The sequence below is a fragment of the Adhaeribacter soli genome, from assembly GCF_008727925.1.
GTDB lineage: Bacteria > Bacteroidota > Bacteroidia > Cytophagales > Hymenobacteraceae > Adhaeribacter_A > Adhaeribacter_A soli.
The window spans coordinates 331,234-354,290 of the sequence record NZ_VTWT01000001.1 but is presented as its reverse complement, the minus strand read 5'-3'; the positions used below and the strand labels follow the sequence as shown (position 1 = coordinate 354,290).

General features: G+C 47.5%; 21 protein-coding genes. 13 read left to right on the top strand and 8 right to left on the bottom strand.

Annotated elements, in window-relative coordinates:
• Positions 1-7: 7 nt before the first annotated feature.
• Positions 8-976, bottom strand: a complete 969-nt coding sequence (locus F0P94_RS01330) for an electron transfer flavoprotein subunit alpha/FixB family protein (protein WP_150901898.1) — start codon at positions 974-976, stop codon at positions 8-10.
• A gap of 3 nt (positions 977-979) precedes the next feature.
• Positions 980-1,717, bottom strand: a complete 738-nt coding sequence (locus tag F0P94_RS01325) for an electron transfer flavoprotein subunit beta/FixA family protein (RefSeq protein WP_150901897.1) — start codon at positions 1,715-1,717, stop codon at positions 980-982.
• Positions 1,718-1,778: 61 nt separating this feature from the next.
• Between F0P94_RS01325 and F0P94_RS01320 the strand changes: the two genes are divergently transcribed.
• The 4 genes from F0P94_RS01320 (at position 1,779) to F0P94_RS01305 (ending at position 4,331) form a co-directional block, all read left to right on the top strand.
• Positions 1,779-2,120 (top strand): tetratricopeptide repeat protein, encoded by a 342-nt coding sequence (locus tag F0P94_RS01320; RefSeq protein ID WP_317133052.1) that lies wholly within the window; start codon positions 1,779-1,781, stop codon positions 2,118-2,120.
• A gap of 776 nt (positions 2,121-2,896) precedes the next feature.
• Complete coding sequence (locus F0P94_RS01315; RefSeq protein WP_150901896.1) at positions 2,897-3,316, top strand: hypothetical protein; 420 nt, start codon at positions 2,897-2,899, stop codon at positions 3,314-3,316.
• Positions 3,317-3,448: 132 nt separating this feature from the next.
• A complete protein-coding gene (locus F0P94_RS01310) occupies positions 3,449-3,856 on the top strand; it encodes a hypothetical protein (protein ID WP_150901895.1) in 408 nt (135 codons plus the stop codon).
• A gap of 130 nt (positions 3,857-3,986) precedes the next feature.
• A complete protein-coding gene (locus F0P94_RS01305) occupies positions 3,987-4,331 on the top strand; it encodes a hypothetical protein (RefSeq protein ID WP_150901894.1) in 345 nt (114 codons plus the stop codon).
• 626 nt (positions 4,332-4,957) lie between these two features.
• Here F0P94_RS01305 and F0P94_RS01300 read toward each other — a convergent pair.
• Positions 4,958-5,389 carry a MaoC family dehydratase gene (locus tag F0P94_RS01300; protein WP_150901893.1) on the bottom strand — a complete coding sequence of 144 codons (432 nt, stop codon included), beginning with the start codon at positions 5,387-5,389 and terminating at the stop codon, positions 4,958-4,960.
• Positions 5,390-5,622: 233 nt separating this feature from the next.
• Between F0P94_RS01300 and F0P94_RS01295 the strand changes: the two genes are divergently transcribed.
• The 7 genes from F0P94_RS01295 to F0P94_RS01265 all read left to right on the top strand — a co-directional run bounded on the left by F0P94_RS01295 (position 5,623) and on the right by F0P94_RS01265 (position 14,362).
• The gene (locus F0P94_RS01295; RefSeq protein ID WP_150901892.1) at positions 5,623-6,999 is read left to right on the top strand and encodes a poly(R)-hydroxyalkanoic acid synthase subunit PhaE; all 1,377 of its coding nucleotides are present in this window, start codon (positions 5,623-5,625) and stop codon (positions 6,997-6,999) included.
• 26 nt (positions 7,000-7,025) lie between these two features.
• Entirely contained in the window at positions 7,026-8,087 is a 1,062-nt protein-coding gene (gene phaC, locus F0P94_RS01290) for a class III poly(R)-hydroxyalkanoic acid synthase subunit PhaC (RefSeq protein ID WP_150901891.1), read from the top strand.
• A gap of 290 nt (positions 8,088-8,377) precedes the next feature.
• A complete protein-coding gene (locus tag F0P94_RS01285; RefSeq protein ID WP_150901890.1) occupies positions 8,378-9,142 on the top strand; it encodes an alpha/beta fold hydrolase in 765 nt (254 codons plus the stop codon).
• Positions 9,143-9,712: 570 nt separating this feature from the next.
• Complete coding sequence (locus tag F0P94_RS01280) at positions 9,713-10,012, top strand: hypothetical protein (protein ID WP_191906877.1); 300 nt, start codon at positions 9,713-9,715, stop codon at positions 10,010-10,012.
• Between the two features lie 78 nt (positions 10,013-10,090).
• On the top strand, positions 10,091-11,758 hold the full coding sequence (locus F0P94_RS01275) for a glycerol-3-phosphate dehydrogenase/oxidase (RefSeq protein WP_150901889.1): 1,668 nt from the start codon (positions 10,091-10,093) through the stop codon (positions 11,756-11,758).
• Between the two features lie 667 nt (positions 11,759-12,425).
• Complete coding sequence (locus F0P94_RS01270; protein WP_150901888.1) at positions 12,426-13,436, top strand: amidoligase family protein; 1,011 nt, start codon at positions 12,426-12,428, stop codon at positions 13,434-13,436.
• The gene (locus F0P94_RS01265; protein WP_150901887.1) at positions 13,424-14,362 is read left to right on the top strand and encodes a gamma-glutamyl-gamma-aminobutyrate hydrolase family protein; all 939 of its coding nucleotides are present in this window, start codon (positions 13,424-13,426) and stop codon (positions 14,360-14,362) included. Before F0P94_RS01270 ends, F0P94_RS01265 begins: the two co-directional genes overlap by 13 nt.
• Before the next feature lie 459 nt (positions 14,363-14,821).
• Here F0P94_RS01265 and F0P94_RS01260 read toward each other — a convergent pair whose 3' ends face one another.
• Together F0P94_RS01260 and F0P94_RS01255 are read right to left on the bottom strand one after the other, a co-directional pair.
• Positions 14,822-16,210 (bottom strand): PDZ domain-containing protein, encoded by a 1,389-nt coding sequence (locus F0P94_RS01260; RefSeq protein WP_150901886.1) that lies wholly within the window; start codon positions 16,208-16,210, stop codon positions 14,822-14,824.
• Positions 16,211-16,261: 51 nt separating this feature from the next.
• A complete protein-coding gene (locus tag F0P94_RS01255) occupies positions 16,262-17,176 on the bottom strand; it encodes a helix-turn-helix domain-containing protein (RefSeq protein WP_150901885.1) in 915 nt (304 codons plus the stop codon).
• 137 nt (positions 17,177-17,313) lie between these two features.
• Here F0P94_RS01255 and F0P94_RS01250 point away from each other — a divergent pair, with 137 nt between their 5' ends.
• On the top strand, positions 17,314-17,547 hold the full coding sequence (locus F0P94_RS01250) for a DUF3820 family protein (protein ID WP_150901884.1): 234 nt from the start codon (positions 17,314-17,316) through the stop codon (positions 17,545-17,547).
• A 39-nt stretch (positions 17,548-17,586) separates the two neighbouring features.
• A complete protein-coding gene (locus tag F0P94_RS01245; protein ID WP_150901883.1) occupies positions 17,587-17,913 on the top strand; it encodes a hypothetical protein in 327 nt (108 codons plus the stop codon).
• 224 nt (positions 17,914-18,137) lie between these two features.
• On the opposite strand, the gene F0P94_RS01240 is transcribed toward F0P94_RS01245, so the two are convergent.
• The 3 genes from F0P94_RS01240 to F0P94_RS01230 form a co-directional block, all read right to left on the bottom strand.
• Entirely contained in the window at positions 18,138-18,599 is a 462-nt protein-coding gene (locus tag F0P94_RS01240; RefSeq protein WP_150901882.1) for a DUF4268 domain-containing protein, read from the bottom strand.
• A 546-nt stretch (positions 18,600-19,145) separates the two neighbouring features.
• A complete protein-coding gene (locus F0P94_RS01235; RefSeq protein ID WP_150901881.1) occupies positions 19,146-19,646 on the bottom strand; it encodes a DUF4890 domain-containing protein in 501 nt (166 codons plus the stop codon).
• A gap of 371 nt (positions 19,647-20,017) precedes the next feature.
• A complete protein-coding gene (locus tag F0P94_RS01230) occupies positions 20,018-22,468 on the bottom strand; it encodes an outer membrane beta-barrel family protein (protein WP_150901880.1) in 2,451 nt (816 codons plus the stop codon).
• Positions 22,469-23,057: the final 589 nt, after the last annotated feature.

Sequence of the window (23,057 nt, the reverse complement as noted above, 5' to 3'; positions counted from 1 at the left end):
GCTTCTACTAATGTAATTGTTTAGCCGCTTCAATTAACTTCGGAACCACCTCGAAGGCATCGCCCACGATACCGTAATCGGCAGCCTTAAAGAACGGCGCTTCCGGATCTTTGTTAATAACGACAATTACTTTAGAAGAGTTAACCCCGGCCAGGTGCTGAATGGCGCCCGAAATGCCGATGGCGATATAAAGGTTCGGAGAAACGGTGATACCGGTCTGGCCTACGTGCTCGTGGTGCGGACGCCAGTCTACGTCGGCAACCGGCTTGGAGCAGGCTGTAGCAGCGCCCAAAGCCTTCGCCAGGTCTTCTACCAGGTGCCAGTTTTCCGGGCCTTTCAGACCACGGCCACCTGACACTACGATGTCGGCTTCCGGTAATAAAATATCACCGGTCTGCTGGATCACTTCTTTCGGAGCGGCAGCAAAATCGGCATCGGTAAGCGAGGCAGAGAAATTCTCTACCGAAGCTTCGCCGGCTTCGTGGCCTACTTCAATCGTATTTTTCTTAACGGCAATAATTTTACGGTCGGAAGTCAGGTTTACTTCGGCAAACGCTTTACCGGAATAAACGCCGCGCTTCACTTTAAAGGTGCTGCCGGAAATTTCTGGCAACGCCACTACGTTCGTAGCCAGGCTGGCCTCTAAACGTACCGCCAGGCGCGAACCGATGGCCGCCCCGATATTGGTATTGGAAAGGATAATTACTTTGGAATCTTCTTTTTGTGCGGCTGCAGCAATTACTTTTACGTAGGCCAGGTTCACAAAATTCTTCAGGCGGGCATCGTTATCGAAAAGTACTTTTTTAATGCCCTGCGCGCCTAAGTGCTTCAGGTTTTCTTCGGAAATATCGCCAATGGCTATAGCAGTAGCCGTGGTTCCCATCTGCTGTGCTACTTTGCTGCCGTAGGTGGCCGCCTCTAAGCTCGACTTTTTAACTTCGCCGTTCGCACATTCAATTACAACTAAAACTGACATATATTATATAACTTTAGCTTCGTTTCTTAATAAGGTAATTAATTCGCCGGCATTTTCCGGAGAAATCATCTTCACGCCGGTTTTCTGCGGCGGCAGCGAGAACGCGTCGATCTCAGTTTTGGTAGCGCTGCCGGTTGGCTCAACTACTTTCAACGGCTTGGTACGGGCCGTCATAATGCCGCGCATGTTCGGGATGCGGGGCTCGCACATAGGCTGCTGCGCCGAAACCACGATCGGTAATTGCGCATCGATGATCTCATGCCCGCCTTCAATTTCCCGCTGAACCGTAGCCGTATTGCCATTTACATCAAGCTTTACGCCCGGCGTAATAGACGGAATACCCAGCATTTCGGCTACCATGCCGTGTACCTGGAAACCGTTATAGTCTACCGATTCTTTCCCCATCAGGATCAGGTCGTAGTTTTCCTGTTTGGCAATGTTAGCTATCTGAGTAGCAACAAAGAAAGCGTCGGTTGGTTTGGCGTTTACGCGGATGGCGTCGTCGGCGCCGATTGCCAGCGCCTTGCGGATGTTGGCTTCGGTATCGGCTTCGCCTACGTTGAGCACGGTAACTGTGCCGCCTTGGGCTTCTTTCAGCTCAATAGCACGGGTTAACGCGTATTCGTCGTAAGGGTTTATTACAAACTGCACGCCGGCAGTGTTGAACTGCTTATTGTCGGGCGTGAAGGTTATTTTAGTGGTAGTATCCGGAACGTTGCTGATGCAAACTAAAATCTTCATTTTTCGATCTATTTGCTTATAAGGTTTAACTTTGGGGCGAAGTTAGTAATTATTTAAAAAAATGGAAATGAACGCCAGCCGTTTAACGCAACTTTTGGAATTTTACCGGGAAGATCCGGCCGATGCCTTCACAATTTATGCTCTGGCTACCGAATACCTGAAGCTGGACATGAACGAATCGCGGAGATATTACGAGCTGTTGCTGGCCGAACATCCGAATTACGTTGGTACGTATTACCACGCGGCAAAGCTGTACAACGACCTGGGTTTACCGGAAAAAGCCGAAGAAGTTTACCAGAAGGGTTTAAAAATTTCCCGGCAGGAAGGAAATATGCACGCTTTTTCGGAATTGCAGCAGGCGTATAATAAATTTAAAGGGCTCGATTACGAGGATGAGGACTGATTAATGTGCTGATTTTTTTTAATGTGCTAATGTGCTGTTTCTTTGATTTGAAAATATGGAAATATGGAAATGAGCTAATTTTGCCAAGGAAATAGCTTTTTTACCTAATTCTTAAACCTTCAGTTTGAATGCGATCAAGTCAGGAAGTGGGCGTATTGCGCTTATTTGCTCCGAAATCTCGATCATTTCAGGTTTTCAGCGCTGTGCTTACCGTTTGCAGATCCTTATTCATTGCCGTCTGCTTTAGCTGACGGATAGCAGGGAAGCCTCTTAAATGGATTCAACCTAAGGTTGGAAGTAAAAGGTTTGGCTAAAGCCGCAATTAAAATTCCTTTAAGCCGTCAGCTAAAGCAGACGTCAATGAATAAAGCTTGTACCAGATAGTTTTTCTGGCTGAAATCATAGCCTTTCAATTTTTGCGGAGCCTCAGTTGGCAGGTTTGCGGCGGTATCTATAAAGCGCTACTGCTTCCCTTTTTTCCAACTTTTACTTTTCTTTTTAAACCGTTCCCTGTTCTTTCTTATCAGCTTCCCATCGACTGTTACGGGCTTGTTGTTCAACTAGCTTATTACTAAATTTCCCGGGCTCTTTGTATCCAGGAAAGCCTATTGTAAGATTTTAAGCATTGCTGATTTCCAGGCTTCCCTTCTTTCCACCTTATAATTACAGTAGAAATCGGCAAACTACCGTATAACTAAACATAGCATATACAAACAAACGTACAAACAGGTAATTGCCCTTAAAAAAGGGAAAGGGAACTTACCGGGCAGTAATTTTTGATCAGAATTATGGATAATGTGGCCAGCAAAATATTATTTTCCGAACCTTATATAAAGATCGAATTCGATTCGGAAAACGACCGGCTGTATGTGGACTGGATCGGTTACATAAACCGCGATTACCTGATAGACGGCTGTGCGAAAGTATTGCTTGCCCTGAACGAGGTCCACTGCTATAAGATCCTGAACGACAACACCCACGTTACCGGCGCCTGGCCCGAAACCCCGGAATGGATCCGGGACGAATACGTTGAAGACCTGATTGCTCATGGCTGCAAATACCTGGCCTGGGTGCTTTCGCCAAACCTGGAAACCCAGCATACGGTGCTCGATAGCCTGCAATTTACCGGTCTGGATATTCAGGTATTACTTTTTATCGACATAGAAACCGCTTCGGCCTGGCTGAATGAAGTATAACTAAAGCCATAGGGAATTATTCCGGCTTTCCGTTTAAATTATAAATGGTACCCGAAATGGATAAAAACCTGGAAGGAACCTGAAACCTGTAAGGCTTTAATTGGTTGTATTATAGGACCAAATCCTGAGCCGATGTTAACGCAATTCCCTACCAAACCTTACGAAGCCAGATTTATAAACCATTATAATTTCCGCCTGATCCGGGAAGTGGAAAAGCTTTTCGAGCATGAAATTGTCGCCAAAAATGCTGCCGGCAGCCAGGAAGTCCAATCTTTCATCATTGAACCGGTTGTACTGGCCATGCAGAAATCCCGGAGGCCGGTAAAAAGGGTCAGCATAAAATTAAGTTTCGGCGTATACGAAGGTACCCTCATGCTGAAAGGCAGGCTCCGGGACCTTAAACCTGTTTCCGGCAAAAATGAAGTGATCCTTTATTACGGCCCGGCCAGGAGTTTTGAACCGGTAACTACGGGTAATTTAATTGCAAAGGCCCTGAAACAGTTTAATTTAAACCTACTGCTGGAAAAAACAGTACTGTAAGAAAACCCTCTAAAACCTGCAGGCAAGCTCTTCCCGATCTACCGGCATTTGAGCAAAACCGGCTACGTTTTCAGTTCAGCAGACAGCGTTCGGGAGTACCCGGGTTACACACAAAAAAAATCAGCAAACGATGGCTAACGGCAAAGTGCTTAATCTGGAAACATTTACGGCAACCCTGGAAAGTTATAAAAATACGTTAGAGGATATGCACCGGCTTACCGAAAACGAATTGAAAAGGGTAACTTCCCTGGAAATAAAAGTAGTGGAAGACAGTGAACTGCTGGAAAAGGAAGCAACCCGGTTCCTGAACCAGCAAATGTACGTGTACCTGGGAAAACTAAGCAACCTGGTAAACGAGATCCCAAGCTTTATGCTTCCTAAAGATGCCTTTTTAACCAAAGACCTCCAGGAAATGCAAAAGCAGGTGCTGCAGCGATTAAAAGACCAGGGCCATTCCGAATATTTTTACGAGTAAGCCTTTCCGGGTGAGCTACGGTAAATTCCCAAAGCCTATTCCCATGCCTTAAATAAAAACGCCGCCGGTTTCCCGGCAGCGTCTTTATTATTTATTGGTCTTACCCAAGTTTTTTGTGGTCCCCCTTTGGAGCAGGGCCATTTCATTCTCAAAAATACTGGTTCAAGTTTAAGCGAAGCGGTAACTTGGACCTACAAATAGCCTGAAGTTTGTAACTTCAGTGAGGCGACAGCCTCAGTAGGGCTGTTTCTACAAGGAAGAACCGGTAGTTAACACCCCTCTAGCTCCCCTCAAGGGGAGAATCCTGTAGAATGAAATGGCCCTACCCTTTGGAGGGGGACTTTTCTCTGCTTGCGTAACATTAATTATTAATTGGTCTGACCCAAGTCCGTTTGTCTGAACACGATTTTTGGGATTTATAGGAAGGACAGGATTTTTATTTCGAAAAAGCATTAAAGCGATTTCAGGCGAAACGGGATCTATGGTTAAAAGAAAAAGAAAATACACTTGTAGTAGCAGTTTCAGCTAACCGGCAACTTCCCTTTCTTTAATCCGCTCCGCCGACGGAGTAATACTACCAGCGAAAAATCATATTAATCCTATAAATCATAGTTCAGACAAAATCCTTAATTAATGGCAGCAAGGTTCATCACCAGTGCTTCGCCCTTAATAGTAGCCTCGCCCGATTTTTTCTCTACTACTACCGTTTCAATAATTGCCCGGTGCTTCTCGCCCTGCACCTCTTTCACGGTAAATACCGCTTCGTAGAGCGTATCCACGAACATCGGTTTCACAAAGGCCATGCTTTGCTTCAGGTAAACGGTACCTTCTCCGGGAAATAAAGTCCCGAAAACTTTTGAGAAAACGCTGCTGCCCAGAAAACCGTGCATGATCGGGCGTTTGAACATGGTACCGGCCGCATACTCCGCGTCCAGGTGAATCGGGTTCCGGTCGCCGGTAACTTCGGCAAAACGGTTCACGTCGTGCTGACTGAAAGAAAGAATATGGGTGTAAACCGCTCCGGGCTCAACCTTTACTTTGGTTAACTCTTGAATCATAATGGCTTTGGTTAGGAGTTCATTTGAAACCAGGCACTTACCTTGCTTCCTTTTCACAACCCTATGTTAGCCTTTTCGCTTCAGAAAGATGTTAGGAAATTGGCGAACATACGCTATAGCTTAGTGAACTGCATGTTTTACAGGATCTTATGCGGGCAATTATCTTTACCTTTGCCATAACAATCTGAGTTGGTTTTTCTTTTAAAACCGCATAAATCATTTACCAAAATCATATGGAAAATAAGAATACATTCTTCGACAATTGGATGGAAGCGCAGACCAAAATGACCAAGAACTGGACGGAGTTGAACGAAAAAATGCAGGGCACAATGCTCGGCGGCGAAATGATGGAAAAAGGCAGCGAACTCTACAAAGAGTGGCTCGAAAATCAGAAAAACCTCCTGAACACCTTCATGGGCCAGCCGGTAACTCCTGCCGATGGCCGGGAAGACAAAAACGCCGCAAACAATACTTCGGCCAGCAGCTTTTTCCAGAACTGGTTTAAGATGCAGAACGAAGTGGCCATGCGCATGATGGAAACTTCCCGCAGCCTGTACGAGAACTTCCTGAAAACCCAGAACAGCTTTACCACGGAACATTCCAACGGTCAAGGCCCGCAGAACTGGATGAATGCTTACGGCAACTTCTTTAGCGGATTAACCAGATCAATGGCAGACCTGCCAAAGTTTATGAATCCGGGCACGGCAAAAGGCGCGTTCGAAAGCATGCTGCAAAGCACCGAATTATACAACCGCCTGTACCAGATGTGGCAGCCTTTCTTTCAGCAGATAAATAAGCCGGGTTTCGATGCCGAAAATATGACAAAAATGTTCGATCCGGCGGCATATAAGGCCGTGATTGACCAGATGTTCGGCTTCGCCCCTGCTCAGAACCTGACCCAATTATTCGAACAATCGGCCAAATACATAACCAACTGGTACCACACCAACCGCCAGATGGGCGATTCTTTCCTGAATGCTTTCGGCAAGGAACGCGACCTGCTGGAAGGCCTGATGCCTTCCGGAACCGGCTATACAACCGAAATGTACCGGAGCTTTTACAACAACTTCCGCCAGTACATGTTGCCTCTGGTACGCATGTCGGCGCCGGGCAACGAACAGCAGCAGCTCGACGCTATGTTCGAGATCCAGGAAAAGCTGGTGAACTTCGGCGTGAAGCAAACCGAAATGCAATACCTGATCTACACCAATGCCGGCAAAGCCTGGAACGAGGTAATGGAATTGCTGCGCACCCGCCACGAAGAAAATAAGGAATACGCCAATTTCCAGGAATTCTACGGCGACTGGTCGGCTGTAAACGAAAAGATATTTATTGAATTATTTGCTACCGACGAATTTTCGCGCCTGCAGGGTGAACTGATCTCGCTGAGCCTGGACCTGAGAAAAGGGTTTGAAAACCAGATGGAAGCCATGCTGGAACCTTACCCGGTGGTATTGCGCTCCCAGCTGGAAGAAGTGTACCGTAACAACTATGAATTACGCAAAGAACTTCGGGCGCTGCAGAAAACAGTAAAGGAATTGCAGAAAAAAGTGGAGACCGAAGAAACAACGGAGCACCACAAAGCCGCCAAAGCTACTGCCAGGAAATAAGGTTCACTATATAAAAAGCTAACATCATGATAAAGGTAAACCATTCTAACGCCGTTCGCGAGTACGCCGAAATGGCAACCAAGCTGGCCAAAGGCTACGAAACGCTCCAGAATATTGAACAGATAGACGTAGCTACCACGCCCAAAGAACTGGTCTGGAAACAGGACAAGGTGCAGATCTACCGATACTCCCGCAACGAACCGGCTACTATCAAAACGCCGGTGCTGGTAACGTATGCGCTCGTAAACCGCCAGGATATGATGGACATTCAGCCGGACCGCAGCTACATTAAAAACCTGCTGGACCTTGGCCTGGATATCTACATGATCGACTGGGGTTACCCGACTGCTGCGGACAAATACCTGACCCTGGACGATTACGTGAACGGGTACATGAACGAAGCCGTGGATTTTGTTTGTGAGCAAAGCGGTCAGCCGAAAGTAAACCTGATGGGCATTTGCCAGGGCGGCACTTTAAGCCTGATCTATTCTGCCATTTACCCGGAAAAAGTTAAAAACCTGATCACGCTGGTAACGCCGGTAGATTTCTCTACGAACGACGGCCTGCTTTTCCGCTGGGCCAAGGATATGGACATCGACAAGATCGTGGATACCTACGGCAACGTTCCCGGCGATTTCCTGAATTCCGGTTTTGCCCAGCTGAAACCTATGAGCCGGAATGCCAAATTTATTTCCGCCATTAACCTGATGGACAACGAAGAAAAGATCCTGAACTTCCTGCGCATGGAAAAATGGATCTCCGACAGTCCGGACCAGGCCGGGGAATGCTACCGCCAGTTCCTGAAGGATCTTTATCAGCAGAATAAACTGATAAAAGGCACCTTACAGATCGGCGGGTACACCGTTAACCTGAAGAACATTACCATGCCGGTGCTTAACATTTATGCCGAAGAAGATAACCTGGTGCCGCCGGCAGCTTCTATCCCGCTGAACGACCTGATCGGCTCCAAAGATGCCACGCTGTACAAATTCAAAGGCGGCCACATCGGGGTCTTTGTAGGGTCGCGGTCCCAGAAAGAGCTGGCGCCGGCCGTTGCCACCTGGCTGAAAGAGCGCGATAAAAAGTAATTTTTCAGATATTCCTTCCTGCCAACCTGGAGCATGTTTAAATTTCATTTTTGCAAGCGAAAGTTTTCAGTACCGGGTTCTGAAGAAAGCTTTTTGGAGCAGCATAGCAGCGCTATGGTGCGAGAAAAAGACGAACGCAGGTTCCGGTAATGGAAATTTGCAGCGCAAGGGATGAATTTTAAACACGCTCTTACAATAAAACCTTCCGCAATTGTTCTTTAACTTAAAAGTGTAATAACTTTGGAGAGCCTTGATCATTTTGGTTAAGGCTCTTTGCTTTATCTAACCCTATGCCCGGTTTCAAAAACACTCCTGCCTACCGTCTTGCTACCTTATCGGGCAATTCCTGCATTTCCTACCTCGATTCCGGCCCCACCAACGCCCCGGTACTGCTATTTCTGCATGGCCTCGGCGATAATGCCCTGATCTGGTCCCAAACCATTCCGGCCCTGAGCCCAACCTTCCGGTGCATCGCTCCCGATCTGCCTGGCCACGGACAGAGCAACGTGCACCCGTTCAATTACCGGATGCACGATTACGCCACCATCCTTTCAGATTTCCTCAGCTTACTGAAGATCCGGACGTTTTCGTTGATAGGACACTCCATGGGTGGTCAGATCGGGATCATTCTGGCCCTTCGGCTAGCTGCCGTCATGGAAAAAATGGTATTAGTAGCGCCGGCCGGTTTTGAGCAATTTACCGCCCACGAAAGGCAGCTCCTGGAATTAAGCGCCAGTTACGGCCACACCTTGAACGTTGGTGGCGCCGGCTCATCCGATAATAACGCCCAGCGAAAATCGGTAAGCGGCATGTTGGCGGAACCGGTCTTCGACTTTTTGCCCCAGATCCATACCGATTCCCTGGTAATTTTCGGCGAACAGGACCCCTTCATTCCAAACCGGTATCTACACCACACCACCCCTGCAGCCATTGCCAGATCCGGCACTGCCCAATTACCCAATGCCCAACTTCAGCTTTTTAACCGGTGCGGCCACTACCCCCAAACCGAACAAGCCGAACGCTTTAACCGGGCCCTGAATAACTTCCTGATTTAAGAAGACATTAGTATCTGGATATTAGTATCTGGATTAAAAATATGCAGAAAGCTATAATTCAGAATAAGTAAGTGAGCAGATTTACTTGTTACACAATTTACTCTAACCTTTCAGTTATGCCGTTATTTAAGTCCTTCTACTTAGTTTAGGAAGTGGAAAAAAATATTGAATAAATTTCTATTTCCGGTATTCTGGCGCAAGTGTTATGCGAAAGCGACACTTGCGCTTAAAAGACAAAAGCCAGTCTCCAGACTGGCGTAAACTGAATAATAAATTCACTTATCAAAAAAGCCCTCCCCTGCTTTAGCTGTTGGGTGGGGTCCAAGGCACGGAAGTCTGGAGACTTCCTTCTGTTCTTAAGCCTAGGTGACGCTTTCTCTTAACACTTGCGCCAGAATTTTCCAGAAAAACTTTTACTACCAGCCCCTACTAACAGATCACCCCCGATAAACCATAGTCCAACCACCTTGTAAAGATTAATCAAATTTTTTCCGCGGATCAGACAATTCAGAAAACAATAACACCTACCCCGCCGTATTGCAGGAGTGTTTAACATTAACCTGAAAAAATATGGCAAACTCTGTTAACGATTTAAAGAACCAGGCGGATAGCATGAACCCTGAGCACAAAGAAGGACCGGTAGCGGCAACGATCGAGCATTATACGGCTAAGTTACCGTCCGACCTGTTTTTATGGGCAGCATTAGGTTCCATGGCTATTTCTGCCACTTTAAAGATCATGAAAAAAGATGAAGAGGCTTTATTTGTAGGCCAGTGGCCGGCACCGTTCTTACTGCTGGGCCTCTACAACAAACTGGTTAAGTTGGAAGGCCACGATAAAACCGACAGAGGTCCGCGCGGGGGCAGATAATATTGCCTGCATACTATTTACAAAGAGAGGAAGCTACAACTTCCTCTCTTGCTTTTTAAGGACTTTTTAAAAGCGTTTATGCAACAACCTCCCGGCATTTCCACCCTGAACCGGAATCAAATTCTTCAGGAATTACCTGCCGAAAAATTCGATGTGATCGTGATTGGAGGCGGCATTATGGGGGCAGGTATTGCTCTGGATGCTGCTTCCCGGAACCTGAAAGTGCTGTTGGTAGAAAAGCAGGATTTTGCCGCCGGAACCAGCAGCCGCTCCACCAAACTGATCCACGGTGGCCTTCGCTACCTGAAGAATTTTGAATTCGGCCTGGTTCGTTCCGTTGCCCGCGAACGGAAGATCCTGCACCACAATGCCCCGCACCTGGTTACGCCGGAGCCCATGCTGCTTCCCGTGCTCAAAAATACATCTTACGGGTACCTGGCTACCGCCTTAGGGCTCAGTCTTTATGATTTCCTGGGAAAAGTCTCTCCCACTGAACGCCACCGGATGCTGGGTAAAAAAGAAACGCTGCAACTGGAACCCTTACTGAACCCGGAATATCTAAAAGGTGCCGGTTACTTCTACGAGTACCGCACCGACGATGCCCGGCTTACCCTGGAAGTGCTGAAAACGGCCCAAGCCCACGGGGCTACCTGCCTGAATTATACGGCGCTAACTTCCTTTTCCTACAATACAGATAAACAACTGAACGGCGCCATTTTACAGGACCAGCTTTCGGGACAAACCTATGCGGTAAATGCCACCTGTTTTATCAACGCCACCGGTCCCTGGGTTACGGAACTCATGGCCCAGGACCAGGCCGTGAAAGGTCCCGGTTTATATCATACCAAAGGCATCCACCTGGTAGTTCCCAGAAACCGATTGCCCTTGCATCAATCCGTGTACTTCGATATTCCCGGCGGCCGTATGCTGTTTGCAGTTCCCCGGAACCAAATTACCTACCTGGGCACTACCGATACGCCGTTCACCGGAAACCTGGAACAACCGGAAGTAAACCGCGAAGATGCCGCTTACGTGTTACAGGCCATCAACCAGATGTTCCCGAAAGCCAACCTTAACCTAAGCGACGTGGTTTCCAGCTGGGCCGGCGTAAGAGCTTTGCTCTACGATCCTGGCAAAAAACCTTCGGAAATTTCCCGCAAAGATGAGATCTACGTTTCTGCATCCGGCCTGATCTCCGTTGCTGGCGGCAAACTGACCGGCTACCGCCACCTGGCCGAAAATGTAGTAGACAAAGCCCGTGCCTTAAAATTCCCTCAGCTTAAGAAAAAGTCACAAACCAAAAACCTGACACTATCCGGCGGAGACTTTCACAATTTAAAAGAGATGAAGCAATTTGAAGCAACCTGCCTGCAACTGGCTAATACAAACGGACTACCACCTGAAAGAATTCCCATACTTATTCAGAACTATGGCTCCAATACCAACCTGGTTTTAGAGAAAGCCCGGAAATTTAAAAGTCAGGGAGCAAACACTGAAATTGCGCTACTCAAAGCCGAGATCTGGTACGCCGTTACTGCCGAAGGCGCTACCAATTTAGCCGACTTCCTGATCCGCCGCACCGGAATGCTATACTTTGAAAGGGAAAAAATCGAAGGCATATTGCCGGACGTACTTTCCATTTTTCAGGAAAAATTGGGTTGGAATGATGAAACGGCCGAACGCTCTAAAAATGATTTTTTAAACTTGTACCAGGCCGCTGTTGCGTTTAAGGATGCTAAGAATTAACTAAGTGGACAAGGTTAGTTTTTCTAACTATAGCCATCTCTTTTCTGTCATTGCGGAAGAACCTTGTGATTTCAGTACTTTTAACCCATAAGTTTCTTAAAGAGTAACAATCGCATTGTTTTAAGTTGAATTTGCCCGATGCTTAGAAGCAAACTCAAAAATAGCTGTCATGTTGAGCACAAGTGAGCGCGAGGGAGCGCGAAAGTTGCGATCGTAGCTCTGAAACAACTAGTTGGCGGGAAGCAATCCTGTTACATTTTGCTTCTCTGCTGTTGGCCAACAAGGTCCTTCGCTGGCGCTCAGGATGACAGGTGTATTTATAGAATAACTCCTGATAACTGAGATTACATAAGATTTTAATTTAATTCATTGCCGTCTGCTTTAGCTGACGGAACCGGCAATGAAAGTTGGAAAGCAAAAGCCTGGCCCCGGTAGTTTTTTGGCTGAAACCATAGCCTTTTAATTTTTTGCTTAACGTCAGTAAACACTATAACGCTACCATAAAAAAGTATGAAAAGGAAATAGTACCTACTATGCGGAAACTTTCAGGTTCAGCCAGAAAAATCCGTAGAAACAACCGGGGCTCCGCGGCAACGTCGTTACCAATTTCCCGTTCTATTTTCTTGTCTAACGTTCCCATTGGTTCCTGCTAAAACGGATACTTTTTATGACGCACTTTAAACAGCCGCCGGTTCTTCAGAATGCCCAGGGAGAATTGCGGAAGGTTGGTTTCGAACTGGAATTTGCCCACGTCGGAATCGAAGAGTCGGCCGGGATAATTCAGGAGCTTTACGGCGGCCGCCGGGAAGTGGAACAGCGGTTTTCTCAACGCGTGGTGGGAACCCGCCTGGGCGATTTTAACGTGGAAATAGACCTTCAGCTTTTAACGAATAAAACCTACCGGCACTTCTTCGAAAAACTCGGCCTGAAACTGGAAGACATTCACTTCGGCAACACGAACCTGGAAGCCATTCTGGAAACCGTGCTCGAAAACCTGATGACCAAATTCTTTCCGTACGAAGTTGCCTCCCCGCCCATTTCCATTACCGACATTGCCCAGTTCGAACCGCTACGGGAAGCCTTGTTCGAGCACCACGCCGAGGGCACCGAAGCGTTCCCAACCAACGCCTTCGGTACGCACATTAACGTGGAAGTACCCGATACCGATGCCGAAACCATTCGCCGGTACCTGCAGGCATTCCTGGTGCTTTACCCCTGGCTACTCGAAGTTGGCCATACCGATTTTATGCGGCAGAAGTTAACGGCTTTCATCAATCCTTTTCCGGAAGAATATGTGCGGCACGTGCTCCACCCCGACTACCAACCAGAGCTGGATACCCTGATCTCAGATTACCACCGCTACAATCCCGACCGGAACCGCCCGCTGGACCTTTACCCGCTTTTTGCCGCCTTAAAACCGGAGTTAATAAAGCGGTACGCAAATCTTGGGAAAGTAAAACCCCGTAGAACCTTTCATTACCGCTTACCCAACTGCCGGATTTCCCAGCCCGACTGGTCGTTGGCTCTGGAATGGAACAACTGGGTGGTAATTGAAGAACTGGCAAATAACCCGGCCTTGCTGGCAGAAATGCGTAATGCTTACCGGAAAATGAAAGATGATACCCTGATCGGGTTTGAACATAAATGGGCTAAACAAACAGCACAGTGGCTTTCTTAAAAAAGGAAATACGAATAGACCGGGAGAAACCCACCATCGGCGTAACCGGACCGGACCGGGGCGGCACGATTGCCTGGCTTTTTACGGCGCTGGCGGTCCGGCTGGCCGGCGGCAAACCCGTGCGCATCACCCCTTCCCGCCCCCGCATCGCCGACGGCCTGCAGGCGCTCATTATAGGCGGCGGCGCGGACGTAGACCCTACCACCTACCAGCAATCGCACGTGTTGGAGGAATACCTGAACAAAACCCTGAAGAACCCGAAAAAGAACCTTTTCCAGCGCATCAGCCGTTTTACCCGCTGGCTTTACTTTCCGGTTTTGTTTTTCGTGCGCAAAGCCTTCAGCCGGAAAAAAGTCTGGACCATAGACCGCGACCGCGACCACCTGGAATTTCAATTAATTGACCAGGCAGTAAAAAAAGACCTGCCGGTAATGGGAATCTGCCGCGGTGCCCAACTGCTGAACGTTTATTTCCGGGGTTCGCTTTACCAGGACATAAACACCTTTTACCTCGAAGACCCGAACCCATCCAGCGTGTTTCCAGTGAAAACCGTGAACATAAAACCCGGCAGCAAACTAGCCGAGATCCTGGGCATGCAGCAACTTAAAGTGAATGCCCTGCACCACCAGGCGGTAAAAGAACCCGGAAAAAATATCGAGATCGTAGCCACGGAACACAACAAGGTGGTACAGGCAATCGAGAACGTAAACCAGGATTACATTATCGGGGTGCAGTGGCATCCGGAATTCCTGCCGCAACGCGCCGAGCAACGGCGGCTTTTTCAGGAACTGGTAAAACAGGCCCGTGAAGTGCAGCAGCAGATCGAGGAAAAAGACCTGCAGGAAGCCTTGGCTCAACCACTTGCGCCGGAAATGCAGGAAATGGAGCGCAAGGAAGAAGAAATTTTCCGGGAACTGGGAGACTGAAAACGGTTTAGGACAGGTTTGTTTCATTATCCTTTTAGCTGGTCAAATGCTGGTCTAAGTTTTCAACTTGGACTTACCTTTGAACTGAAGTTAGTAATTTCAAGAAGGCGTAAACGAATAAAATTGCGTCTACTTTCCTCATCCGGTTACAAACACACCTCTGGCATTTCTAATGGGCTAATCTTGCAGAGAAAACTGCAGGTTGCATTATAGCCTGAACCCGTATATAAAATGATCCTAACCTCTTTATTGGTCATCTCGACGCCAGGAGAGATCTCATCAAGATGGTAGTACCTTTAATTCTGGCTTTACTACCTTATTCCTGAGATCTCTCCTGGCGTCGAGATGACCGAATAAAAGATTATTCTCTACAGTATGAGCTCCATGAGGGAAATGCAATAACCAATTGTTAAATTATACCAATCGACTTTTAACCTGAAAAGAGATGGCAAAAAAAACCTACGACTTTCGCATTTTTTCTTTCATCCAGTTATCGATCAGGTCAACGAGTTTCATGTTGAAATGGGAGGCCGCGTAGGCGGAAGCTTTACCCCCGGCCATGATCTGCTGATAGTCCTTTTTGGTGCCTACTTCCACAAACCCGTGATCGGTTCGGGGCAGGAACTCGTAGGTACCTTTGCCCGGATAATAGCTGTTAACCACGTCAGCTATCATTTTTGCGCCGACCTCGTTTATGGCCTGCACGTCTGCCTCGCCGTAAATGGCCAGGGTATGAGCCGCCGCATCTTTCCAGGATTTATTGCCCGGAATGTCGTGCAGTTCCTGCAGAAAGGTATAATGCCGGCCGAAAAGGTGGTCTTTGCCGTCGTAATCCAGGTGCTTTTCCAAGTATTCTCTGTAAACCGGGTTCTGGGACAATTCGGTTGGCGTTTTTTTCAGCACCATGAATTCGTACACCAGCGGCAAGAGGGTTTTCATGTCTTCATCCACTTCCACGTAATCGGTTCCCGTAATGGGTCTTTGGTCGCGGAAAACTTCTATCAGGTATTCGAGCCAGGGTTTGCCGGCCGCGCCGTAGGTAATAATGCCTTTCACTTTATCGTTGGCGGCAATTATCGGAGCCGTATTGGCCCCTAAAGAATGGCCGAACAGAAATACGTTGTCGCGGTCTACAAAATCGTAGCGTTTCAGCTGGTCGAGGCCGGAAGCAAAAGCCGCCAGTTCTTCTTTGTAGCCAATTTCGGTACAGGGTTTCACGCCCTTGGAGTCGCCGATGCCGGGTTTTTCCATGCGGTAAACAGCATACCCGCGCGCCACAAGGGCATCCATCAGCTGCCGTTGCGTGTCTTTTTCCGGCAGGTTATCGAGGCTGCTGCAGCTATAGCCCTGAATGAAAAATACGGTCGGGAATTTGCCGCTGCCTTTCGGCTTCTTCACAATGGAGCGGGCATAACCGTTATTCGCCAGCGGCACTTCGCCGTAGCGCACTTCGGCGTTGGCTGGGGCCGTTTCGTACGGCATGGGCTGCACCTTGCCTTTCACTTTCACGGTTTTGCCTTTGCGGTTCAGCGTGAGGGCAACTGCATCGCCGGGCTGAAAGGCTTTGGCCAACCGCGGCACATCCATAAAGTTCTGGATATCAGTTTTATTTACCTGCAGGATCACATCGTTGGGCTGAAGCTTTAACGCTTCCGCGGTAGAATTGGGAATTACGCCCCGGACAAGTGCCCCATGGGCGTTTTTCAGTTTATGAGCTTTGGCAAGGGAATCGGAAACGCCAGAAACCTGCACGCCTAAAAACGCGCGCCGCTTTAAAATCTGAGCAGAGGCTTCGGTTGAAAACAAAATGCCGGCAGCAGCTAAAAGATAAAGGATATTTTTTTTCATAGAGGCGGATTTTGGTATAAACCTAAACTATAAAAAGGATTCGGAACGGTATTAAATTGCTAATTTTTGCCTGAATGCCGAAGGACTTACGCCGTACATTTTCCGAAAAATCTTACTGAACGCCTGCACTTCTTTAAAGCCGCAATGAAAGGCTACTTCGCTTACGCTTAAATTGTTGGAGAGCAGTTGTTCTCTTGCTTGCTGCAGACGCAAACGCAACAAATAACGGTAGGGCGATTCGCCGAAAACTGCTTTGAACGTGCGCAAAAAATGAAATTCCGAAAGGCTGGCCAGGTGGGCTAATTCAGCCAGGGTTAATTCTGCTGCCGCGTTATCGTGCACATAATCACGCACCAGTAATAAGCGGCGGTAAAGCTCCTCCCGGGTGGCTTTCTTCCGGGCCGGAATGTTGCTCAATTGCTGCAGTTTCTCGTTTTGTAACCCGCATAATCCCGATGCCAGTTCATAAAAAATTTCCTCTGTAAGGTTCTCGGCAGGCAGTTTTCCGGCCTTAATATACCCCGCAATTTGGGCAATTTTCTCCCCCAGAACATGATGGCCCGTCTGGAAAACGCTTTGGTAAAAGGCTGGCAATGCTATCAGGTCCTTGCCTTCGGGCAGGTGGTCGGGCTTCCGGTGCAAGGTTGTCCAGACATCGCGCACCAGCTCGGTATTCAGGTAAAGGCAAAAACCTTCTACGGGTTTATCGGCCTTAATTTCCACCCCGCACGCGCTGCCGTGTTCCACTACCAGAAACTGACCGGTTTTTACGGCATGTTGGCTACCGTTTATCCGGTAATTTTCCTGGCCCGACCACACGTACTTCAAACAATAGCCCTGATGAATATTTTGCCGCTGGAAAACCGTATTGGTAGAATGGTTGATATGCGAGGAATTAACCGGCAAAGCCACCGAGGACTTTCCTTCGATCATGCGGGAATAAAGCGGCGAGGGCGGCACAAGCATAAATTCAGTTTCTGAAAGGTAAATCCAGATTTATTTTCCGGCCTGAAAACTTAACAAAACCGGCCGTTTGCTAATTTAAGAATTCGCGGGTAAGTTTGGTAATTCAAAAAAGTAAACCCCTTAAATCTTTGAGTAGCATGCAACCCGATACCGGTATTCTGCTTCAGCTGGTCCGGAACAAAATGCCTTTCGGCAAATACAAAGATGTGCTGCTTTGCGACCTGCCGGTATCGTACCTGGAGTGGTTTCAGCGGAAAGGCTTCCCGTCCGGAAAACTGGGCATGCAACTGGCCACTCTTTACGAAATTAAACTCAACGGCCTTACTGTTTTGCTGGAACCGCTTAAAAAAGCCAATTTCCTGACTAAATAAGCGCCTTTTCCGTACAACCAGAAAACCACGGCAAATTCTATGGAAAATCCAGGGCAAATACCTTGGGATGCAGCGCGCTACCAGGAACTGAACGATTATTTCCGCTTAAAGATCAAAACCATGCTCGAGTCGGACCCTTACCTGCAGGACCTGGTAAAGGAAGCCAAGGGCCTGCAACTGGAGCAGCTCACCGACCGCATGTCGGAGCGGGATCAGCTGCTGTGGAAGGAATTCCTTGCTTTAGACCAGCTTAAATTTCAGCAGGACCTTTACAACCACCTCGAAGGCCGCGGTACCCCTTTCAATTCCCGCACCGGCTTCCGCAAACCTGGTTCCTCCGAAAATGGTTCGTCCGATACCTGGTGAGCACCTTCTTATAACGGCGTTTCAGATTTCGACTTTCCGAAGTTAAACTAAACGGTTAGATTATTCCTGCTACTTCAGAGCCGCTTCCTTCTGGCAAATTGTTAATCCTTGCAGAAAATACTCCTTTGAGGCTATCGCCTCACTGAAGTTTAAAACTTCAGGTTATCATTGGTTTAAGTTATAAACTTAAACCAGCAATTTTGAGAATAAGGTGGTTATGCCGGCTACCGGAGTTCTTCGAAACTGTATTGCGCGTCAGTCCAGAAGGCATCCAGGGCAATAATGCGGGGCTTGAAAAAGGAGATCAGTTGCGGCCAGTCCTCCTTATTGAAAATGCTTACCGGACCAATTTCCTTGTAAATGCGGCTGATCGTTTTTCCGTATTCGTCGGTGGCGTGTAATTCCCAGGTCCATTCTTCTTCCAGGGTTTCGTGCAAAAGAGTTTTCAAAGCCTGAAACTGCTCAAAGAACATTTCCTGCAATTCCGGGTCCGGGTGCGTGATTTCAATAGCAATCGAAGCCGTTTTTTTATCGGCCTGCATCCGGAAATACACATTTTTAAAACCGGTCTTGTAATTCGGCCAGTTCACCTTCAGCCCTTCGGCCGAAAGCACCGGCGCCATGTACTGACCAAAGGCGGTCCAGAAGGCCTGCCGGAGCTGGGAAGCTTGTTCTCTCGTATACATCGTACCAAAATTAGGCATTTACCCGCTCAATTCCTGCTTTTCCTTCGGGTTTGATTAGCGTCTTTGTCTGAATCAGGATTTACAGAATTTACAGAATTTTCAGGATTGGGGTTTTAAATCAAGGATATTCATCTATAATGGGCAGAAATTACCTATCGGAGTAATTTTTATACAGAGATTCAGCGGCTAACGGGTTTGCAGAACATAGCTCCCCTCCTTTTCAAGGAAGGGCAGGGGTGGTTTTGTATCAATTAGAAGAACGTTACAATTCCAGGTAGAAAAGAACCAGAAGTGTGCTATAAAAACATACTGAAAAAAGTTAAAGGGCAGACAACTACCTTAAAAAAAACAGTAGCAATTGTAGTCCCAAAAGCACGCGGCACTGCCAACTTGATGAGATCTCTCCTGCCGTCGAGATGACGGGTTATGATACTGTAGGCAAGAAACTTATTAAATTGCTTGCCTTAATAATCATAAAAAAAATAAACCTAGCCCATAAGACCAGGTTTATTCACCCTAAACACTATAATAATTAACTTTTACTACTTAACTTTTCTGATAATCTTTTCTGAATTCCTTCTTGCCTTTACCGGCTTCGCGGCGCGCCTTCATTTTAGCTTTGCGCTCTTCCTGCTGCGCCTGGAATTTTGCGTATTGTTCCGCCGATAAAACATTTTTTAGGTCCTGGTGCCAGGTATTTTTTATGTCCTGCATTTCAGCTCCCATGCCTTTGCGCTGTTCGCCATATTTGGCTTTCAGGGCCTGCATTTGCTGGGCTTTGCGGAGGTTCAGTTCCTTAATTCTGGAAGCCTGGTCGTTGGTTAAACCTAATTTCTCAACCATTACCTTGGTCTGGCGGTCGGCCCGCTCTTCCGGCGATTTCATTTCTTTATTGCCACGGTTGTGTTTACCGGCAACGGCGCCTTCCCGTTTTATTTTCGTTTCGTTACGTTCGGTTTTTACCTTCGCTTTTTTCTCAGTAGTCTGGGCAGAAACCGCACCCACCGACAATGCTCCAAATACCAGGGCTAATGCTAACTTTTTCATCTTGCTTTGCTTTAAAATTTCTTCGTTTGTTTTTGAAATTCAGCTCTTTGATGTTTTCCGAACCAAAAGGTTTAATACCGTCCGAAAAAAAAATTTCAAGCTGTTATTCCTGAGTATTCAAACCTGATGCCAGAAATTTAAAAACACTGCCGGATCTAAAGGAGGAATAGGATCAGGTTTTTAAATTATCAATTTAACCTGTTGAAAACAAGCCTTTTAAAAAATATTCTCACTAACAACCAAAGCGCTGAAAAATTTCAGGTAAATCTTCCGGATGAGACCAGATGTTAAGAAGCTCCAACAAAAAAGCCCGGAGGATTTCCGGGCTTTAAGTTGATAACAGTAGCTTTTTAGCGCTAAAAAGTGCGGCCTTAGAACATGCCTTCCAGGGAGTTACCGGCTTCGGTGCGGCGGCGTTTTTCCTGTTCGCCGAAACGGTACGCAAAACCTAAAGTAGCAATGCGGGTCTGGCGTTTCATGTGCAGGTCATACACCAGGCCTTTGCCTTTAATATTGGTATCCCATTTAAGGGTATTGAAAATGTCGCTTACACGGAAAGTAACGGAGCCTTTTTTGTTCAGCACATCTTTTTTAATCGAAAAATCGGTGTTGTAAATGGCTGCCCGGGTACCCTGCGCTAACGCCTGCGGACTGCGGTAATTCACCGAAACCTGGGCCGATATATTTTTCGGCAACGTAACGTTGGCATTCAGACGACCGAGCCAGCTGAACTTGCTGCTGTTGGCTTCCACCCCGAGCGGCGTTCCGGAAACTTTGTAATTAAAAGCCGAGGCATTGCCGCTGAGTTTAAACCATTTGGCCAGCGCCTGCGAACCGCTCATTTCCAGGCCGTAGGAAGAACCGTCGTTCAGGTTTACGTAGGTATTGTTGGCCACATCGGCGTTTACCACCTGGCGCACCTGCTGGATCACGTTGTGCACCTGCCGGTAAAAACCGGTGGCAGTAAGCGAGCCCGAATTCCAGAATTTCAGGTAACTGCCTTCGTACGAATCGATGTATTCCGGTTTCAGGAACGGGTTGCCGTACCAGATATTCAAAGGGTCGGAGTAGTTTACAAACGGGTTCAGGGCTTCGTAATTCGGGCGGTTTATGCGGCGGCTGTAATTGAGTTGCAGCTTCAGGTTTTCGTTAATTTCCTGGCTCAGAAAAGCGCTTGGGAACAGGTTGAAATATGGGTTCCTGTACTTCTTATCGTTGCCTTTGTCGGTTACAATTATTTCGGTTTGTTCGGCCCGAACCCCAACCTGATAACTAAGCTTTTTCCAGGTATTGCCGTAGTTTACATAACCGGCGTTCACGAATTCGGAGTAACCGAATTTATTTGAAGTGAGCTCGTTCAGCACGAATTCATTTTTATCATAGTCAAATTCTTCGCCCCGGAATTCGGTATTCAATACCCGCTGCGAACGCTTCGCCCCGGTTTCCACTTTGCCTTTCTCCCCGATCGGGTGCACATAATCGGCCTGCGCAAAGAAGGGCTTCACGTTAAATTCCTGCAGAAAATTTTCCCGGCTGTCGCCTCCAACATTGTTCCAGTTGGCATCGGTATTGAATTGGTGGTAGAAACGATCGAAATGGCCGTTAATGGTGGTGTACACGGCGCTGGCAGTTACCTCCTGCCCTTTCAGGGCGAAAGCCCGGCGGTAGCTAAACGCATAATCTATTACATCTATGCCATTTTCAGTGTTTCCCAGACGGGTATAGCTAATATCTTCCGGCCGGGTATCATTCTGCAGGAAATTGTTTACGGTTTCCCGCTCGTTCCAGGAATTGCCGAACAATTTAGCCGACAGGGTAATCGATTCTTTTTCGGAGAAATTATAATCGAAGCCCAGCTTTGGAATATGCGTCTGAGACTGACGACGGCCTTTTTGGCGTTGCTCTAAATACGTGGTGCTTTCGGTAGTGCTACCTGAAGCCTGGTAAGTAGTGCTGCGGTCCAGTTCGTAAATACCCCGGCGGGAGTTCTGCATGCCGTCGTAGCCGGTAAAGAAGTTGAATTTCTTATAACGATAATTCAGGTTCAGGCTGGCGTTGTGGTTATCGTAGGTTCCCAGGTTCAGGGCTGCGTTGCCATTGAGGCCTTTTTTGCCGTCTTTCTTCAGAATAATATTAATGATCCCGCCCATGCCTTCGGCGTCGTATTTGGCTGAAGGGTTGGTAATTACTTCTATTCTTTCAATGGCACTGGCCGGCGTCTGGCTTAAAATGGTCTGCGCGCTCTGGCCGGTATTTTTACCGTCTACCAATACCGTTATGTTCGAACTGCCGCGCACACTTACGTTCCCGTCGATATCCACGGCTACAGAAGGCGCATTTTTCAGGGCATCCGAAGCGGTCCCTCCTACCGAAGAAAGGTCTTTGGCCACGTTCAGCACCTGCTTGTCCAGGCCGTATTCCACCAGGTTCTTCTGCCCGACGATTTCCACACCCGAAAGGGTTTTGGTATTGGAAAGCATCTGAATGGTTCCCAAGTCCAGTGCCGGTTTATTTTCGGAAAGCTGCAGGTTCGGGATCCGTTTAGTGGCATAGCCTACCATGGAGATTTTCAGGATGTATTTGCCGTAGGGTAATTTCGGAAAAATGAAATTCCCCTGCTCATCGGCCGAAACACCGCCGGCCGCGGCAGAGTCAGGAAGGGTTAAAAGAGCTACCGTCGCAAAACTGACCGGCTCTCTGGTACCGCTTTCCTGGATTTTGCCTTTCAGGCTTCCGGTTTGCGGAGTTGAGCTTTGTGCAAAGCCGGTAAACGCTATTCCCAGGCAGGAAAAAAGGCAAAGGATGAGTTTAATTTTTTTCATAGTGCAAATTTAAGACGCGGTTAGACAAACAAAAGCTGACCTCCGGAATAAGAACTCATTTTTTTTGAAAGTCACAAAGGTAATATTAGGTACTATGCAAAGCAAGGTACTTTATACATTTACAGCTGAAGTGATCAAACTTTAGGTGAAACGCCGGAAAAATGCGGTGAAATGTTTTTAAATGTCCAGCATCAATTACTGGAAGCCCCTGGAGAAAGAGCTGTCATTGCGAGTAGGGAAAAATTTTGGTTTAAAATTTCTGAAAGTGAAAATGACATAAAAAGTTTACCGTGTCCGGTGTCCTCACCGGACACCATCCTGCCGTATCCATTCCTGCTTTTTCTAACAGTGCATTACCAGGTTAACTTTTTGAAAGTGGGATAACAAATCCCAAGGCTCGGTTAAGACGGGATTACAAATCCAGTCAAGCAGATCCCCGTCAAGCTAATTTTAATAATTAATTTGGTCGAGCACTAGCAGTGCGCAGGTCGGTGCGCCACAGACCTGGGTGACTATTTCTGCCAATCCTAATTATGTCATGGGTAGCGAAGCCGAAGAAATTGAAGATTCAGCGGAGCTAAACTTTTGC

Coding starts and splice junctions, on each gene's coding strand:
- F0P94_RS01330 (WP_150901898.1), bottom strand. CDS start 976: ATGTCAGTTTTAGTTGTAATTGAATGTGCGAACGGCGAAGTTAAAAAG.
- F0P94_RS01325 (WP_150901897.1), bottom strand. CDS start 1,717: ATGAAGATTTTAGTTTGCATCAGCAACGTTCCGGATACTACCACTAAA.
- F0P94_RS01320 (WP_317133052.1), top strand. CDS start 1,779: ATGGAAATGAACGCCAGCCGTTTAACGCAACTTTTGGAATTTTACCGG.
- F0P94_RS01310 (WP_150901895.1), top strand. CDS start 3,449: ATGTTAACGCAATTCCCTACCAAACCTTACGAAGCCAGATTTATAAAC.
- F0P94_RS01305 (WP_150901894.1), top strand. CDS start 3,987: ATGGCTAACGGCAAAGTGCTTAATCTGGAAACATTTACGGCAACCCTG.
- F0P94_RS01300 (WP_150901893.1), bottom strand. CDS start 5,389: ATGATTCAAGAGTTAACCAAAGTAAAGGTTGAGCCCGGAGCGGTTTAC.
- F0P94_RS01295 (WP_150901892.1), top strand. CDS start 5,623: ATGGAAAATAAGAATACATTCTTCGACAATTGGATGGAAGCGCAGACC.
- phaC (WP_150901891.1), top strand. CDS start 7,026: ATGATAAAGGTAAACCATTCTAACGCCGTTCGCGAGTACGCCGAAATG.
- F0P94_RS01285 (WP_150901890.1), top strand. CDS start 8,378: ATGCCCGGTTTCAAAAACACTCCTGCCTACCGTCTTGCTACCTTATCG.
- F0P94_RS01280 (WP_191906877.1), top strand. CDS start 9,713: ATGGCAAACTCTGTTAACGATTTAAAGAACCAGGCGGATAGCATGAAC.
- F0P94_RS01275 (WP_150901889.1), top strand. CDS start 10,091: ATGCAACAACCTCCCGGCATTTCCACCCTGAACCGGAATCAAATTCTT.
- F0P94_RS01270 (WP_150901888.1), top strand. CDS start 12,426: ATGACGCACTTTAAACAGCCGCCGGTTCTTCAGAATGCCCAGGGAGAA.
- F0P94_RS01260 (WP_150901886.1), bottom strand. CDS start 16,210: ATGAAAAAAAATATCCTTTATCTTTTAGCTGCTGCCGGCATTTTGTTT.
- F0P94_RS01255 (WP_150901885.1), bottom strand. CDS start 17,176: ATGCTTGTGCCGCCCTCGCCGCTTTATTCCCGCATGATCGAAGGAAAG.
- F0P94_RS01250 (WP_150901884.1), top strand. CDS start 17,314: ATGCAACCCGATACCGGTATTCTGCTTCAGCTGGTCCGGAACAAAATG.
- F0P94_RS01245 (WP_150901883.1), top strand. CDS start 17,587: ATGGAAAATCCAGGGCAAATACCTTGGGATGCAGCGCGCTACCAGGAA.
- F0P94_RS01240 (WP_150901882.1), bottom strand. CDS start 18,599: ATGTATACGAGAGAACAAGCTTCCCAGCTCCGGCAGGCCTTCTGGACC.
- F0P94_RS01235 (WP_150901881.1), bottom strand. CDS start 19,646: ATGAAAAAGTTAGCATTAGCCCTGGTATTTGGAGCATTGTCGGTGGGT.
- F0P94_RS01230 (WP_150901880.1), bottom strand. CDS start 22,468: ATGAAAAAAATTAAACTCATCCTTTGCCTTTTTTCCTGCCTGGGAATA.